Source organism: Lysinibacillus sp. FSL H8-0500, from assembly GCF_038051955.1.
Taxonomy (GTDB): domain Bacteria; phylum Bacillota; class Bacilli; order Bacillales_A; family Planococcaceae; genus Lysinibacillus; species Lysinibacillus macroides.
Map to the genome: position 1 here is coordinate 1,631,107 of NZ_CP150292.1, position 17,299 is coordinate 1,648,405.

12 protein-coding genes are annotated in these 17,299 nt (G+C 33.8%); all 12 read right to left on the reverse strand.

Features of this window, described 5'->3' with window-relative positions; all coding sequences use genetic code 11:
- Positions 1–8 precede the first annotated feature (8 nt).
- Positions 9–344 (reverse strand): hypothetical protein, encoded by a 336-nt coding sequence (locus MHB44_RS07665; RefSeq protein WP_341302233.1) that lies wholly within the window; start codon positions 342–344, stop codon positions 9–11.
- An 18-nt stretch (positions 345–362) separates the two neighbouring features.
- Positions 363–959 carry a hypothetical protein gene (locus tag MHB44_RS07670; RefSeq protein WP_341302234.1) on the reverse strand — a complete coding sequence of 199 codons (597 nt, stop codon included), beginning with the start codon at positions 957–959 and terminating at the stop codon, positions 363–365.
- A 109-nt stretch (positions 960–1,068) separates the two neighbouring features.
- Entirely contained in the window at positions 1,069–1,815 is a 747-nt protein-coding gene (locus MHB44_RS07675) for a hypothetical protein (RefSeq protein WP_341302235.1), read from the reverse strand.
- Positions 1,816–1,840: 25 nt separating this feature from the next.
- The gene (locus MHB44_RS07680) at positions 1,841–3,001 is read right to left on the reverse strand and encodes a hypothetical protein (RefSeq protein WP_341302236.1); all 1,161 of its coding nucleotides are present in this window, start codon (positions 2,999–3,001) and stop codon (positions 1,841–1,843) included.
- A gap of 13 nt (positions 3,002–3,014) precedes the next feature.
- Positions 3,015–3,419 carry a hypothetical protein gene (locus tag MHB44_RS07685; protein WP_341302237.1) on the reverse strand — a complete coding sequence of 135 codons (405 nt, stop codon included), beginning with the start codon at positions 3,417–3,419 and terminating at the stop codon, positions 3,015–3,017.
- 15 nt (positions 3,420–3,434) lie between these two features.
- Entirely contained in the window at positions 3,435–7,247 is a 3,813-nt protein-coding gene (locus MHB44_RS07690; protein WP_341302238.1) for a phage tail protein, read from the reverse strand.
- 11 nt (positions 7,248–7,258) lie between these two features.
- On the reverse strand, positions 7,259–7,897 hold the full coding sequence (locus tag MHB44_RS07695) for a hypothetical protein (RefSeq protein WP_341302239.1): 639 nt from the start codon (positions 7,895–7,897) through the stop codon (positions 7,259–7,261).
- A 10-nt stretch (positions 7,898–7,907) separates the two neighbouring features.
- Positions 7,908–8,564, reverse strand: coding sequence for a hypothetical protein (locus tag MHB44_RS07700; protein WP_341302240.1), 657 nt, complete (start codon positions 8,562–8,564; stop codon positions 7,908–7,910).
- Between the two features lies 1 nt (position 8,565).
- Entirely contained in the window at positions 8,566–9,162 is a 597-nt protein-coding gene (locus MHB44_RS07705) for a phage tail domain-containing protein (RefSeq protein WP_341302241.1), read from the reverse strand.
- Positions 9,163–15,624 carry a peptidoglycan DD-metalloendopeptidase family protein gene (locus MHB44_RS07710; RefSeq protein ID WP_341302242.1) on the reverse strand — a complete coding sequence of 2,154 codons (6,462 nt, stop codon included), beginning with the start codon at positions 15,622–15,624 and terminating at the stop codon, positions 9,163–9,165.
- 110 nt (positions 15,625–15,734) lie between these two features.
- Positions 15,735–16,226, reverse strand: coding sequence for a hypothetical protein (locus tag MHB44_RS07715; protein ID WP_341302243.1), 492 nt, complete (start codon positions 16,224–16,226; stop codon positions 15,735–15,737).
- Between the two features lie 69 nt (positions 16,227–16,295).
- Positions 16,296–17,294 carry a hypothetical protein gene (locus MHB44_RS07720; protein WP_341302244.1) on the reverse strand — a complete coding sequence of 333 codons (999 nt, stop codon included), beginning with the start codon at positions 17,292–17,294 and terminating at the stop codon, positions 16,296–16,298.
- Positions 17,295–17,299: the final 5 nt, after the last annotated feature.

The following is a 17,299-nucleotide window of genomic DNA, read 5'->3' on the forward strand; positions in this document are numbered from 1 at the left end:
TTCCTTTCTTAAATGTGAATTACGTTGTCTTCTTGTCTATCTCCTATATCAATAGATTCAATACCACCAATAAAAGTAATAAAACTGCCACTTACGTTTGTAAAAGAATTGTCTAAAAATAATACAATTAGTTTAGAGCTTTTTGGTGCTTTGATTTCGCTAATTTTGGCGTTTAAATCTTTGCTAACAAAATTATCTATTAGCTTTTCAAGTGAGTATTTTCCTGTTTCTATTGTGTGGACTGTTTCAATTGAAGACTCTAATAAAGACAGTTTATTATTTACAGTTGTTATTTCTAAGGAATTATTTTTGTCAGGAAGAAGTAGCCAAAATCTTTTCATCATATATTTCTACGCTTTCTATTATTTGATTGTCCAATTTATTTGACCTGCTTTATTAGATTCTAGTGGGGCATAGAAGCGCTCTACTTCCAATCCTTTTGACTTAAATATCAAATAACCATTTAGGTCTTTATTTGAGGTTAATTTCACTTCAATAAAAGCACTCTTATTAAAAGGAAGTGAAATGATGGGCTGGAAAAATAGTTGAATATTATCTTTTTGGTAAATTGTTTTATAACCAAAATTAATGGATTTTAAGTTAGATTGCTGAATACCTTGCATGTTGTTGTAATCAGAATAGGCTTCTTTATATGTTATAAGGTCTTTATGTGCAAAGTTTGTTGTTAAATGATAGGTTCTATTTTCTTCATCAATGTATTCAACTTCAATTCTTCTGCCATTTAGATTAAATGAACCATCTGACATTTCAAAGAAAAACTTCATTCCTTGACCAAACAAACCAAAACGAATGACCTGATTTTTCTGTATTAAATAAAAATCATTTTTCTTATGCGTGAGCAGATCATACTCCGCATAGTTTTTTCCATCTGCATAGTCAGCATTCCAATTAAAGGGAATACTAACCGCTTGTATATTTCTTGAATCTGCGAATATCATTTCTATCAATCTCCTTCATTGTATTGAAGCTTTTTACTTATAAAATGCGATAAAAATAGGGTAGGGGAGCAAGCCCCTTACCCTGTAAAATTTATATTGTTTGTCTGTATTAAACGTAACGATACGAAACACGTTGAACTAACTGATTTTTCCCTGCACTTGCTGTAATAGGGACTTCGGCATACACTGAAACTTGAACAAAGTTCCCACCTGCTAAATTAGCATTTGTCCCATCATCTTTAGTAGCATTGGCTAAACCTAAAATTTCTTGTGTAGCAGGTATTTTCTCAATTTTTACAGAAATATATTCTACAGTTCCATCTACTACAGGATTTCCTTCTACTGTAATCCATCCAGGTTGTGTGCCATCTGTTGTCCCTGCTTTAGTAACCTTATAAATGAAACCATTTGGTCCAGTGGGCTGCACGTATACGCCAAGAGTTAATGGACTAGAGGCTGTCCATACAGAAGCAGTAGCTGCGTTCATATTAGTTGTTGTTCCATTTGTCCCAAGCGGTTTCACACCTGTTGGATTATCAGGAATACCACCTTTACCAATTGGTGTGAAGTCTGATTCATTTAATGAATCAACTCTGACGTGAAACCAATTATCACGAACCGCTTCTACTATATTACCAACTGTATCGCCCATACCACCATTACGGTCACGAGTAGTAAATACAACTTCTTCCATTTTTGAGCAATCATTAGTACCGCCACGATTGTTCCAAATATAAAAAACTTTAGTAGAAGACGAGGAGTCAGCATCAACTGTACCAAAATTAACAGTTGATTTTACTTCTTTTGATTTTTCATTAGTGCCTTCATACCAACTTACCATAGGTGCGTTTGTCATAATTAAATTCCTTCTTTCCTTTGTATTATAATATTGAATCATTTAGCAATATTTTTATATTTACTGATAAATTTTGAGCATCAATTGAAAAAGAAGGGATGTATAGTCGAAATACATCTCCCTTCTTTACTTGGACATTTGTTACTAAAAATGTTTGATTATCATAATGTTTCTCTTCCGCGATGATTATGGGGCTATCCGTAATATCAAACCAATCTGTAAAATTAGTCGATTTTTGTACATGGATAGGGGTAGGTTGTAAGCCTGTAGTTGAAACACATGCTTTTATTTCAACAATTTCACCTTCCCATTCAAATACTATATGGGGGTCTTGTACACCTTGCAAAATATCTTTTGGAATGATGAATACTATCATTTTTTCATTCACAAATTCAGTAATATTTTTGACTTTCGTGAACTGTTCTTTACTCATTAAGCCATTGATAATCTCACTTGCAAGAGGGATATTACCGCCTAAAGCATCAATAGGCACCCACGCTTTTCCATTCCATCTGTAACGAATACCAGTGTCATAGACTTGTGTAGTCCATCCCACTTCAGGGTAGGGGAATTTTTGTGCAATCTCATCATATGTATTTACGAAAGGCTGATAAATTAAAACCGTTGTTTCGTAAGCATCCTTTACTAATTCTGTAGCATCCTTTGCTTTTTGAGTTGCATCTAAAGCTTGATCAGTCGCATGATTAGAATTGTTAATAGCAACAGTAAGCTTTTTTAGATATTCTTCATAGTTGTCAGTTCGATCAATCAATTCTCGAACCTGTGATTTACTTTTCTCGATAATTTCATGTAATGTCTCTGTAGAATCTGTCCCATCATAATGAGCAATACGTGTAGAAGGATAGAGAATTAAGCCTCTGCCTTTATAGACAATGGACATGGTTTCAGCTTCCCTAGATACATGAAAATAAATAAATCCATTTGTATAGTCTACATAAAATTCGTTGTTCTTTAAGTTTTGTTTGATAAATTTTTCATAGTTAATCTCAAACATCCCAGAAATTCTAACTCTAAACATTTCATCGGGGATTTCTAACAAAAATACGCGCTGATTGACGACACGGGCAATATCCAGTCTATCAATATAAGGGTCTGAAGGAGTTCCTTTTCGCCACACAATATGGATAGGGTTATTAAATTCTAGGTAATTGACAGGGAGTGACAATGTATCACCTTCTTTATGAGCCTATATTTACAGTAGAACTAACGCCACCATTGATTTTACAGTTAGTTCCTGCATGGGTTGTCACATTGGAATTTTCAATAGCAACTGATTTTCCATTAATAAAGACACTTCTACTATTTCCGACTGTCACTGAACCCTGAGCATTAGTATGAGCACCATTGGTATAAACGCCACCAGCAGGTAGGGTATAGGTATCATTTTCATTCGTTCTATCACCTTGAACAATGGGGGCTTTACCATTAATTATTACATTTGTTACTGTTGAGGTAACATTTCCCTTGATAATTGCCTCTGCTGTTTTAGGTAGCCAATTTCCATTGTCAAATTGTTGATACTGGATGTGATTGAATGCAGTAGTATCAGAGATTGTCGCATGATTTAAAGCTATCTTTGCCATGTAAAATTCCTTTCTTTAATTTAGGTCAATACGTGTACCGTTTACTTTAATGCCGCTTGCGGACATCGTAATCGCATTACTGCCAAATTTTATTTCTAATTGTGAGTTATTCATTATAATGCTGCCACCACCTCCTTTTATGGAGACTGTTCGAGGTGTAGTGATTTCTATCGACTTTGTTCGATCCGTGTTTAAATTAATAGCATGTTTTTCGCCACCCTCATCGATATATTCCGTAAAGAATCCTTCAGATGTCTTATATTGCTTTGCTTTATTATTATTTGTATTATTTCCTGAGCCACTGCCCCAAATAGCAACAGGGTAGGCTTGCACTCCTGAACCTTCAAAATACATTTCATATTTGGTATTTTCTGTTGAACCGCTTTTAGTGATAAATCGCAAGAACTTTTGTTTAATATGAACATAATTATCAGGATCATTAGGGTCATAAGTTCTTAATTTAGTGACTGTTAAATCAGATATAAAGCTATTATCCTCACCTAAGGATTCAAGAATTTTTTCATCTAATTCACCATTCATAATAAATAATTTTCGAGCGTAGAGGTAACCATCTTTGCTTATCCAAAATCTAGGCTCTGAATGAACATCAATCGCAATACCTTCATTAGCATTTAGGCGAATTTGTTCACCGTTATTGCCATTAATCGTAATGCCATCATTTTGATCAAAGATGATTTTTTCACCTAAGAAGCCATCTACAATTTTTAAATTATGAGTAGTGATATCTTTTGCATAAAGTCTGCCATCCGTTCCAACGTAAAACTTTTTATCTCCATTAACATAAATGGAGATTGCTTCATTTGCATTGAGCCTAATTTCTTCGCCATTTCTACCATAGATAGTAATACCGTCCAGCCAGTCAAATGTAATGGCATCACCTAAATCACCATCAACAATCCGCAGATTTTTAGTTACCAAACCTTCAGCATACAGTGTCCCGTCTTCCCATTTAGCATCTCCTAATGTTGCAAATAATTTGCTAACCCATTGGCCATTTTCCCATTTTTGTAGGGCAAGTCCATTAGTAGCATTTAGGTAGGCTCTATATTTACCATCGCTACGCACAGCAATAAAACCAAAATCATTCATAATAAGATTGTTGTGATATCTACCCATTGTGATACCAGAATAAAATAGTGAGTCTTCAATTTGTTGCCGAAGTCGGGTTGCCTCATCATAATAGTTTTTAAATTTTTGCACAAAAATACCACGATTCTCAATGTGACTCGTGGATTCAGTAATAGGATCTGTCATATCAATATGTAAATTTTGTGATTCTGAGTACCCATTATTAATGATTTTGATATAGCTAGACATGCCATTCATTAGCTCTAAGTAAGCATTTTTTAATGCACTTGTTGAGTATTTATCAGTGGTTGAATAAACAGTAGGGAAGGTTTGCATTGCTACATTAAAAGCACCCTCAACATCTGTTAGATTATCTCTATCACTTCTTATATATTTTTGAGCTTGTTGCAGAAGCAATTTGTAGTCTGAATGAATTTTATACAATTCTTTAATCAGTTCTAATTTTTCAAGTGTTGTTAATTTACCGTCTGCGACAATCTTGTCTAATAATCCAATATTAAAGTAATTATTCTCAGCATCTAAAATTACTTCATCTAAATTATTGACGACTTTAATGTTCTCAGCGACCATATGTCGGGAATACAGTGTGCCATCAGTATTAGCCCATAATACTTTTTTCCACTCATCATTATCTTTTTTACTAACTGAGAAGCCTTCACATGTTGTTAGGGCAACTCTTGTGATATGATTCCAAGAGACAAGTCCAAAGCATTCATTGTCTTGAGGTATTAGGTTTCCTGCGCTATCTTTTTGATTCTCAGAAACTAGGCCTACATACATTACCTCATCACCTTGACGGTTATAAATCGTCGTTCTCGAGCCTTGTGTGATCCATATACCCGATTCATCCTCAATCATTAGGTTGACACCTGATATGATCTTTCCAAAAATACGTTCACCAAATATACCATCCTTAGAAATAGCATGTTTCCAAGACTCACCGTTATCATTGGTAATTGCTAGAAATCCATTTTGGATCACTAACCAGCTTAAAGGGTCTTCTAAATCTCTTACAATAATTCCACGTTCACTGATTTCAATTTTCTGATTGTATCCTGCCATCACTGCATTTTTTAAGGCATCCCATTTATTATTGATAATATCATTGATGGCACCATTATTTTTTTCAGACAAATTCCATTTCCATTTATCCATTTGAACAATAGTGGACGTATTACCCGCTTTATTTAGTTGCTCTAGCCAGTTATTCTCTTCATCAAATTCATTTTCAATCACAACAGAAATGCTTTCATTTTCAAAATTATGTGCAATCTCAGTAATTTTAGCTTTTATATCTACTTGTAAACGGTCGTATCTAACCCTTACAATATCTCCTAAACCTAGCTTATCCCAATCATTTTGACATTCAACGATAGAGAGGAAATCAATTAAATTCATATCAAGCTTAATTTTAGGTTCAAGATATGTTCTAAATACTTCTTGGCCTTCTTCCATTAAATCTTCATCATCAATAATGGAATCGTTAATGTATTCTTTTTCAATTTCAAAATTTGATAACTCTGCTAGCTGCTCAACCGTAAAGTTATTTTCTCTTGCTAATTTTTCTCTTAAATCATTTAAGTCATTTTCATAATCAGAAAGCTGATAATTTAAGCTTCTTATAAAAGCCTCTTGATTAGATATTTCTAACCGCTTTGCCTCTAATCGTTGAATAATGTCTTGGTGATTAAGGGTGGAGGATTGAAAGCTAGCATTTGACAAATCTAGCTCATCTTCAATGACGATCCTTTGTGTATTTAGAGCACTTAGTTTTTGTTCCTCGGTCTGGATAATCGAATTTTGTGTAGTGACCATTGTGGTTAAATTCGTGAATTTCTCAGATAGTGATTCTACTAATGCTTGATAATCCTCTAGTGCCATACATAGGCTATCTGTTAAATATTTTGAGTGACTAACAACCAGCCCATTTTCACGTTTGAAAGGGTAGAGGTAGTACCTGTAATCTTCGAGATATGATTGGCCTGTAGGATTTAATCGATGTATGGATAAGCCATCTTGGCCGTATACTTTTAATCGAGTAATTGTGTCAATTGTATTGATCGCTAAATTAAATGACTCTAAATATTTACCATCTCGTATATAAAATCCCTTATCCTTGCCTATATTTTCAGGTCTATAGAAATGGATCTCACACTTAATAGAATCCCAAACAATTAAGGCATTCCAAAGCTTGGCTAAGTCATAAATAATTTCTAATATATTATTTGAAGCCACCTCATAGCTTCGATAAATTTCTTCAAAGTAGCTATCTACATAGCCTAATTTCCATATTGTATTTACTGAAGATAAAATTTCAGTAGTAATTTGAGATAATGTCTTACTGACAACTTCAAAATTTCTTATATTTTTATCACTTAACTGAATGCCTAAGGATAGGGCAGAGTATTGAATATATTCATCATCGCTATATGCCTTGTTGGATTCATTTAATAAAAAATACTCTGTAATATGTCCATATTTCAATTTAAAGAGATAACGGTTTTTAATTTTATCAATATTTTTGTTATCAACAGGAACGCCGTCTTCAATTAGGGTAGTAGGGATTTTAAAAGAAATTTCGTTTAGGATAGAAACTTTGGTATTATAAAGAATATCATAAGCCTCCCCAATTCTAGCAATGGTTTTCTTATCTGGTCTACATAGAAAGATTCTTGCATCATCAGGTTTTAAATTATAGTTTATTTCACCTAATTTCAATGAATTTCACCTCACTCCTGTATAAAAATATATTGGTACCTCATATCCATATCAAAATCTCCTTTCCCCTTTAAGAAATTATGACCGACTGCTAATTCTAAATATTCATCGTTATGGTCATCATATCTATAAACCCCTAAATGCTGTCTGTTCGAAACGATATCTTCTTTTTGGCAATCAATAAAAACTTCTTCATTATCAATCAGGTTTTTCATTATTAAGGTTTGATTGGACATTAGATTAGTAAGTTCAATATCACCGTTACCATTCTTTTTTCGAATCCAGAGTTTAGGCTTGATTATGCAATCACCTAAGTTTTCCACTAATTCACAAGGATCAAAGGCAATAGAGAAGGATTGTATATATGGTTTTTTATCATTTTTATCGGCATATAGTACAATTTTGTATCTAAAAATTAATCCTTCTAATTTATAATCATTTAATAAGGTTTTGTCATTGAAATTTATTAATTTCCATTTAGTCCAATGACTATAGTCATTGGAAAGAGAATAGAAAAATTCAACTTTTTGATGATGTATATTGATAATATTTGCAAGGATCGTTGTTAGGTATTTTGACGAAACATTGGATATTGCATAGCTTTTAGAGACGTAAGAGCCTGTAGAATATATTAAAGAACCCCATTTCATAATAAAACTCCTATTCTATTTTTCCGAATGGTCTAAATTCACAATTTGTTCCAACCTTTTTCCAGATAATATTTTTAGCTTTTCTCCAAACAACAGTACCGTCTATAAAAGCTGTATCATTTTGAATAGAGGACCATATAGGTTCAGTTGTGGAGGAGTAGCCAGCTGTTTCACAAATATAATAGTATAGTTTGCTTCCATTTGTAGGAAAGGTTAAGTCGCCTACTTCATAATTGAATTCACTTCTCCAAGTTGCACCTGCTACATCATAAAATTCCTGGTTTAACGTATTTAGAAAGACAGGGGAAGTAGTTGAACTTTGACCTTCAACAACACATTCATAGAGCCCTCCATTATCTATTGGAGGCTTAACAAGATTTCCTATACTATACTTTTTATTGGCTAGCCATTGTTTTGCTTGAATGCCTTCTCTTATGACAATCCATCCAGCAAATGAACCGCTAACAGGGGTCTTATTCCATAAAATATGTCCAACTTTGTAAAGCCGATTATCATCTAATTCATCAATTGAATCAGTAGCATTCTTTACATATTGCTCTAATGCTTTGAAATTATTTCCATATTCAATAATTGTTTGTTTAATATCATCGTCCTCAAACGTTGCTGCTGTGGTAATATTTAGTTCAAGTTGATTTGTGGTTTCCATCTTACAATTCACCCCATTTTTTAGTGTTGGCATATAATATTCCCCAAGAGTTATTGACGTTGTCAATCGTTAATCCATTCGATGTCACTTTTGTGTTTATCAATTCTCCTTGTGCAAATGTATGACTATCGTCAATAATGTGATAGCCTGTGTTAGCATCTCTAAACGTTAAATTAGTAAAACTTTGTTCCTGTGAATAGGTATAAGGAGAGTCACATCTAATAGATAATTCAACATATCCTTGCTTTAAACCATTATGTAATAGTGCGGAGTTCCCTTCTATCAGCGCATGGATCACTCTATTGGGGTTACTATCAAAAACTAATGGCTTGTAGTAAGGCTGAAATAACCACCTAGCGATTTTTCGTATATCTTTATCTTCCACCCAATTTTCCAGATAAAAAGATAACTGAAAAGAGAGTGGCTCATGTTCCACTCTCTGAAAGTAAGGTTTTTCATTATTAGCCACTTTTCTTTCAATAATTTTACGGCTAGGAAGAAAATTTTCTTCAAATAATCCACCCTTAGACCAAGCAATGTTGACACCCATATCTTTTGATGAGATATTGTCATACATAAAATGAATGGACTCTAACATCTATATTCTCATTCCTTTCCTACGTAATAAATCATCATCAATCATTTTACTAAATCTTTTTAAATCATTGCTGTCACCGTTCATTTTATCAACATTAAAATGAATCTCTATATTCCCATAAGTATCTCCACCAGAAAGGGGAGAGGTTTTAGCGGAGGGTACAAATTTAGAGAAGAAAGGAGCCAAACTGGACATCACTCTATCCATAATATTGATTGAATTAAATAAACCTCTTGTATCGGCTTTATTTAGCATAATTTCATGAGGATGAGCAATAATCGCTTTTCCACCTTTACCATCAATGCCTATGCCAGTCCAATTCATAAAACCACCAGTATTGAGAGAAGCAATCTTGTTCTTCATTAATTCCCGTGTTGTAGTGTTATCAATAAGATTTAAATTGGCATTAAAGAATGATTTTAATTGATCAATCTGAGCTGAAGTATATGTATTTTTAACAGAATCAAACGTCACATCTTTAGAAATCTCTGAGTCATCAGCTCTTCCTTGTGCCGCAGCATAGTCCGCTTTGTTTTTAAGAGCCGTTTTCGTGTTAGCATTTAAGGTTGCGTCGGGAATGAGCTTTTCATAAATAAATTTACCTAGCATAACTTGCATATCGGCTGTAGATAAGCTAGCAGCTTGATTGTTTTTGCTATTTGTAGCTTCATATTTATTACCAGAAATACTGCTAATAAATTGCTCGATAACATGGTTATATTTTCCCCCTAAAATACCTTTATTGCTGTTAAAATACTCATATACTGCATCCTTATCAGCATGAGTTAGTGTGTTAAATGCATTTTCGAAATTAACGCCATCTTTAGTAAATTGCGGATTTTTGCTATCTTTGCGGCCTTGGTCTGCTAATTGTGTTGCCTTTTGACGAATGGTATTCTTATCTGTTCCCGAAGCGTTTGGTAATACTTTGTCAAATAAAAATTTACCTAATAGCACTTGCAAGTCGCCCTCAGATAAATTACCTGTAGATGTCTGCGTGTTTTGCTTAGTATGGGGGGTTGTTTCAAATAAGCCTTTATCAGATGGTTTTTGACTAATATTAAATTTATCTATTAATGCCAGGGCCTCTTCCAAATTGAAAATTACATTATTTTTAATGGATAGACCAACGGCATCCATAGTTCCTTCTAATGTTCTTCCCATATCTGGTAGTGTGGCTTTCATTTTATCCTGAAACTGTTTAAGATCAGCTTCGACATTTTCCAAGTGACCGTCAATGATACTTTCTCTCATTTTCGCAAATTCACGTTCATCATTAAGTAGATCATTATAATATGATTCCCAGTATTCTTTTTCACGCTCAATTTTATTAATTAAATTTTCATGCTCTGCTTCTTGGAGCTCTATTTTTTCATCTGTTTCTTCCTCTTTAGCCTCTAATGCATCATTTAAAGACTCTTTACGTAATTCAATTTCTCGGTTATGGCGTTTTTCAGCAATATTTTTATCAATTTCATCTAACTGTTCTTGGAGTTTTTTACGCTTAGCTTTCGCCTCATGAGAATTATCTAATGCTAAAATATTAAATTGACTCTGAACATCTGCACGTTCCGTTTCTAAATCTTCAATTTCCATATCATAGCTTCTTTGAGCTTCTTGACGGTCAAGTAAACGCAATTTATCTTCAACACTTTTTCTAAATAAGTCCATTTCATCTTGAAGATTTTTCATGATGGTTTCATGTTTTTTATTTTCGCGCTCAATTTCCTCATCAAGTTGCTTCATATGCTCATCCTTCAGCTCTTGATAGTAATCTTTATAGGCATTAATAACTTTATCAGCAATGTCCTTTAACTGGGCTTCTTTCGCATCATTTTTTTGTTTATTATATTCTTTGATGGCTACAGTCGCATTTAAATAGGCATTATACTCATTATTTATTAAGTCTATGACCTCTTTGATACGCTCGGCCGTAATATCGCGCTGTTGTAGTTCCTCTAGTAAATTATCTCTCGTTTGCAAATGTTGTTGAGCAATTCTTTTTTGCCCATCAATCATAATATCTGTATATTTTTCATAGTCACTAGAACCTTCATCAAACATTTTACGAATTAGTTCAGCTCGATTAATTTCAGATTCTATGTTTTTTACTTTCTCATCTGATTGTGTTTTGATATTGATTAAAATATCATAATCGCCATTTTGAATCGCAATTTGCAATTCTTTCATCTCAACGGTTAGGTCTTTAATACGTTGTTTAGCAGTATCTAAACTATCACCAAATAATTTATTGCCATTAACTAAAGTATTTAATTGCGTTAGTTCATGACTGTTGGCAATTTGCTGCTCTTTCATTGCATTATTGATATTGGCTAAAGTTTTTATATATCTAGGAGAAGAGGTATCTAATTCTTCGCTTTTCGCTTTTTCATACGCAATCGTATTATTTGGAGCTTGACGCTGTTCTTCAAACTTTGTCATGTAGGATTCCAGCTTTTTAGCGCCAACATCCCAAATAGTAAAATCAATTTCACTATTAACTTGATTTAATTCATGTAGGCGTTGCGTATATTCGGCAACAATTTTTTTGGAAACAGTTCCACTTTTAATAACACCTTCAAGGTAGGCGATTTCATTTTGATTAACTTTCCTCTTATCCTTTAATAAAGACGCCTGTTTATCTAATTCTTTACGATAGGACTCAGAAGATACAGTTAGCCTTTTCAGTCGATTATCACTAGTTTCTAATTGATTATCAAAATTAGTCTTTTGATGTTCAAATTTTGCTAAATAGCTTTCAATAATATCATGTTCTAGCTTTTCGATCTTCTCTTGTTGATCTAATATTTGCTGTTGTAAGTTCAGTACCTCAGATATAGTCTGATCGATCGCTGCCTGTGTTGTCTCAACTGCACTACTAGCTGATGAAGAAACTATAGAAATTTTCCCATTCTGAGCATCTTTTAAGAATGCTGATGGATCAACAGGTTGTCCGTTGACGTTTATTTCATAATGGAGGTGTGACCCTGATGATGTTCCAGAAGAACCGATTGTCCCAATTTGCGTACCAGCCACAAGGGTATCGCCCAGTTTAGCAATTGCTTTGTCTAGGTGAGCATAAATATGCTTCCTATTATCAGCATCTTGTATAACAACAACATTTCCATAAGATGAATCCATATTATTAGCCTTAGCATCGCCACTAGCGATAACTTTCCCACTAATATTAGCATCTAAACGAGTACCAAGAGGGGAGGCAATATCTATGCCACGATGAATGTCAGTTTTATTATTAATTATTCGTGTTGCTCGGTAGCCACTCGTTATTGTGCCAGACCAACCATTTAATTTTTGATTACTTGTTGTTGTTTGAGCAGAGGAGCTACCTGTGATAGTACCAGTTTTTTGAATCTTCCCTGAGGCAATTTGGTTTTTTAAGGAAGTTTCTTGCTGCTGCATTGCCTTCAGTTTTTCTTTTTCAAATTTAATCTGCGTTTCTAAAGCTTGCCGATATTCACTAGAATGTTCAGGTAGCTTTGATAATGACTTTTGTTGCTTGGCAATTTGAACATTTAACTCTTCTAGTTTTTTCTTGTATTTATCAGTTATGTAGATAGCTTTTTCTTTTTCAGTGTTGGCATTTTTTTGGGCTGTAGTGGATTTATTTGTAGCTTGTTCATTTTTTTTAATAACAGAGGTAAAGCCATTAATTTTACCAATGTCAGTATTTAATAGACTTATTTGATCATCTAGTGCTTTAAGCTTCTCTGAGTATTCCCCATAGCCAACGTAGTCCCCTCGAGATTGAGAAGCAGCTAGTAAGAATCTACCTTCACTGTCCGTTAGTTCTTCGCCGCGATTGTATTTAGCTTGTATTTCTTCATATTTATTAAATGTAGAGCTACTTACTTTTTGAATGGCTTCAAGTTCACTTTTCAGGTTTTCAATACGAGCTTTAGTACCCAAAGCGGATGCTAATGTTGCCTCTTGCTCAGCAGTTAATTTTCCATCACGAAAGAGTTTGTAGGCTTTTAATAATACCTCGTTTGCATTATTTTCCGCAATCATCATATTTATTTTTTCTTTTGAAAGACCAATTAATATAGAGTCATTTTTTAATAAATCAGGATAGACAGTAGCTAAATCTTGCATGATTGCGTAACGAGCATCTAAAAGGTCTTTTATATTTTGTTCCTGTGTAGTTAAATGTTCTTTATTTAAAATATCGTTTAGTGTTTGTTGAGAGTGCTCATCTAATTGCATTGAGATTTCTTGATAGGAAGATAGAGAATTATTTAGAGCATCCACATAAGAACTTGAAATACCTATTTCTTCTTCTGCTACATTTTGATAATTCTTCATTTTAGTGGTTAGATTTTCAAGTTCATTGCCAGATGCTGCAGATGAAGAGGTAAAATGATGAAGTGACAATCCTGTTGCCTTCATTGTCTCTCCATATTTCTCATAGTCTTTTGTGATACTTGCCAGATATTGTTTTATACCACTTTGAAGATTTGTAAGTGTAGCATCATCCATATCTGGATAGGCAGATTTAAATTTTTTCTGTATATTTTCTATATAACTAGAAGCATCCTTTTGCATTTTTTCGAATTCTTCAGGTGGTGCATAGTATAATTGATTAAGCTGTTTATTAATATCATTTACAAACTTTGGTGCGTTTTTATCTTTAAATAAAGCTTCCAATGCAGAATTCAAATTTTGAATTTCATCAGCATTAGCTGTGGAGATTAACTGTGCACTTAGAGCTTGTGCAACCTCTTCTGTACTTCCCGTTAAAGCATTATTTTTCTCAATAATAGCTTCTAAATTATTGATGTAATTAGTTTTTATTTCAGGCAATAAATTGTTGATTTCATTTAAGGGATTTTTAGTTAACTTTAAAGTGCGTTCAGCATCACGTATTAAGGATTCTAAATATTGAACATCTGTATCAGTACCTGATTTTTTAGCTTCAGTCAGCATTATTCGAAGCTCAGGTAAAAATTTTTGTAATTTTTCTACAGAGTCGTAAATAGGTTTCCCTTCAAATAAACCCCAGAAAGAATCTACCACTTCTTCTACAGAAGAGGGCTGCCTTCCACCCGCAGAAGAATCCCTTTTATCAAATACTTTTTGTTTGTATTCAGCACTAACACCAGCATTTCTTCTATTATTACCTCTAGCAAACCGTAATAACTCGTCTTCATTTTTTTTAAGTAACTTATTGAGTTCTTCTTCATTCTTAGTTATTGTGGCTTTTCTAGCTTCCACTTCTTTAGCAGAAGCAGCCTTATTTTCTATTGCTTGTTGTTCTTTTAAAAGCTGTGTTTTTATTTTGATGGCTTCTGCTGAACCTACTATTTTTTTGCCATATTCATCCTCACTAGCAGCTAAGGAAGGGAGCAGATTAGCTAATTGATTTTGAATATTCTCATGTTCTTTTAAAGTATTATTGTCGGCATTGCCATCATTAACTATCTTACTTAATCTTTCATATTTTGGAATAAGGCTATCGATAGTTTCTGCATTTTGACTATATAGGCCTAGCATTGCTTTTTGGCTAGCCTCAAATTCCGCAACTGTTTGGTTAATTTTTTGTTGTTCTTCCGTATACATATCGAAAAAAAGCCCACCTACGATTCCAATGCCATGAAGATTACGCAACAATTTAATAGGGGCTGATCCACCGGAAATATCTTCGCCAATGGTTTTAAGGGTAGATGTGAGAGCTAGACTGTCCATGATAGATGATCCCAATGAAGCGGAGCTTTGGGCTGCTTGACCTGTATTTTGCCCAAATTCGATTATATCTTGATTCATCTTTTCGATTTGAGCTGAAACATTCGAGATATCTGCAATGTTTAAACCCTCACCAAGCTGGATATCGCTAAGCTGATTGTTTAAATCAGTGATTTGGGCTGTTAATTGTTCAAAGCTGGATGTATCTATATAGGATGTTTGTAGCTCATATATGCTAGATAGATTGGTTTCAAAGGTTTGCAAATCTTGCTGTGCTTTTTGAATACCATTTAGCTTAAATTGATCAATAGTAGCCGTTTCAATTTCTGCTTTTAGCTGTGATACTAATTTTTTAAGAGCTTGTAGGTCATTTGTTGGGACTTTTGTCAGTTGCTTATAGAAGGAGTTTACATTTATTTTTGCATCCTTAAATGTTTTATTCAATGTATCTATAGATTTGATAGAATCGGTTATTTGCTGTTTAACATTTTCAAAAATTGATAGGGGAGCGGATGCTTCAGCACCAATGTTTTGTAGCTTGCCATTCAGTGTATCTAATTGCTGCTCTAATGCTTGAATTTGTTTACCATAATCAATAAACAATTGGCTATTATAGCCCTTAACATCTAAGTTGATTGTTAGACTTGGTATGTTTTTTAACTGTTTTAGATAGGTATGGATATTTTTTTTTGAGATTTTCTCATTGATACCTAGAGCAATCAATAGCTCTGTTGGTTTTTTTTGTTCACCACCAGTACTCAATCGATTTTCCCTCCTAATTAAGACAAATGAAAATACAGCTACTGTTTGAAACGAATAGCTGGATAATCAATTGAACATTATTATTTTATGAGATTTTCATAGTTTTCGTATTATGTAGGGGTGTTTCCTGTTTGTAATTGTTGTTGAAGCTCTTTTTCAAGCTCTACATATTTAATGCTTAAATTGAGTCGCTTACTAATTTCAGCTAATGCATTAGATACTTCGGCGATTGTGAACATGTCCATTAGGAACAACTCATACCAGCCAATATCGACGAGCTGATGCATCGTCGCAAAATGTGTTTCAATGGATTTATCTTTTAATTCCGCTTGTAGGTCAGTAAAATGTTTAATCATTAAAAATAAAATATAATGATGTAATTCATCATCGTTGTTGAAAAAGTCAAGCTTATGCTGCTCGACATAGGACATTGTATGGGATAGATCATTAATTAAAATCGTTATTTTACGTTTACTAAATTTGGGGTAATAATAAATAAATTTTTCTTGGTCTTTATCAATATAAAATTTTTGCTTTGTATTAACGACTTCAGCGTTTTTTTGAATATCTGCTAATGTTAGTTTTGTTTCACGTTTTGCCATGTTCAACCTCCACTACTAAAAAGTAAAAGGGTAGAAAGTTTATTTTCTACCCATTTTAAATTAATTTATTTAAATGATATCGACAACAAGCTTTTCAGTATATGTACCATCAGTGACTTCAATAATTGTTTGATCATTGACTGCTGCAGAAGCTCCTAAAGCCACAACCCCATCTGCGCTGACCGTGGCAATGGCTGGATCCTTAGATGTCCAAGCTAGCTCATTATTTTGTAAAAGAACGTTGGCATAGCCTGCACCACGAATACCTAATACGGTAATAGGTTGTGAATCACCAGCAACAGTAGAGTCAAGGACTACATGAGAAGGGCTTGCAGCAAGTGTCGTAAACTGTACTTTTTCCTCGGATAGGTTACGAAGTTTGATATAAGCATAATTTCCTTTTTTATCGGCAAGTGAGCTACCAGCTAGAGAAGAGGATGCAACACCTTCATGTGTCATGGAGATTTCAATAGCTCCATTTGGTTTGAAATTTGGCACTTCGATAATGACTTCGCCTGTTTTGCCGTTATTCGAACGAATATCTACATTTAATTCCATACGAACTGCTTTAGGGAAGGAATCCGCAGAAACTTCAATTGTATCCATCATTTCTTGTACAACATAGACTACCTGAACTTCTTTGCCAGCTAATGCAGGAACCGTAATCTCTTTACCAGTAGCCGTATATTGTGCGAATGTACCATTTAGCTGCTCTACATGCACCTTTCCAATAGGTGTTTCAGCTAATGTACCTTTACCATTTGCATCAAGTAAAATAATTTCATCTGTATAATATTCCGCTAGCTGATGATTGATTTCTGCACCGTTTTGTAAGGCAATATAGGCAGTATCAAAAGCTGCATCCTCAATAGAGAATGTTAATTCCTTTTGATAATTCAGCTCATATACCTTTTTAGAGCCTTTACCAGCATAAATAGCTTGTGTTTGAATAGCCTGTGTCATAGATGAGTTAAGCAACGTTTTCCCATTTAAAATTAATTCATCTGTTAAGCGATCAAATAAACGAACATTTGCGACTGAAGTTAAAAATTGATTTTGTTGTGACATAAAAA

What these genes read in the sequence shown, in the direction of transcription:
- MHB44_RS07695 (WP_341302239.1), bottom strand. Translation starts at nt 7,897, where the DNA reads ATGAAATGGGGTTCTTTAATATATTCTACAGGCTCTTACGTCTCTAAA.
- MHB44_RS07675 (WP_341302235.1), bottom strand. Translation starts at nt 1,815, where the DNA reads ATGACAAACGCACCTATGGTAAGTTGGTATGAAGGCACTAATGAAAAA.
- MHB44_RS07665 (WP_341302233.1), bottom strand. Translation starts at nt 344, where the DNA reads ATGATGAAAAGATTTTGGCTACTTCTTCCTGACAAAAATAATTCCTTA.
- MHB44_RS07700 (WP_341302240.1), bottom strand. Translation starts at nt 8,564, where the DNA reads ATGGAAACCACAAATCAACTTGAACTAAATATTACCACAGCAGCAACG.
- MHB44_RS07705 (WP_341302241.1), bottom strand. Translation starts at nt 9,162, where the DNA reads ATGTTAGAGTCCATTCATTTTATGTATGACAATATCTCATCAAAAGAT.
- MHB44_RS07720 (WP_341302244.1), bottom strand. Translation starts at nt 17,294, where the DNA reads ATGTCACAACAAAATCAATTTTTAACTTCAGTCGCAAATGTTCGTTTA.
- MHB44_RS07685 (WP_341302237.1), bottom strand. Translation starts at nt 3,419, where the DNA reads ATGGCAAAGATAGCTTTAAATCATGCGACAATCTCTGATACTACTGCA.
- MHB44_RS07670 (WP_341302234.1), bottom strand. Translation starts at nt 959, where the DNA reads ATGATATTCGCAGATTCAAGAAATATACAAGCGGTTAGTATTCCCTTT.
- MHB44_RS07715 (WP_341302243.1), bottom strand. Translation starts at nt 16,226, where the DNA reads ATGGCAAAACGTGAAACAAAACTAACATTAGCAGATATTCAAAAAAAC.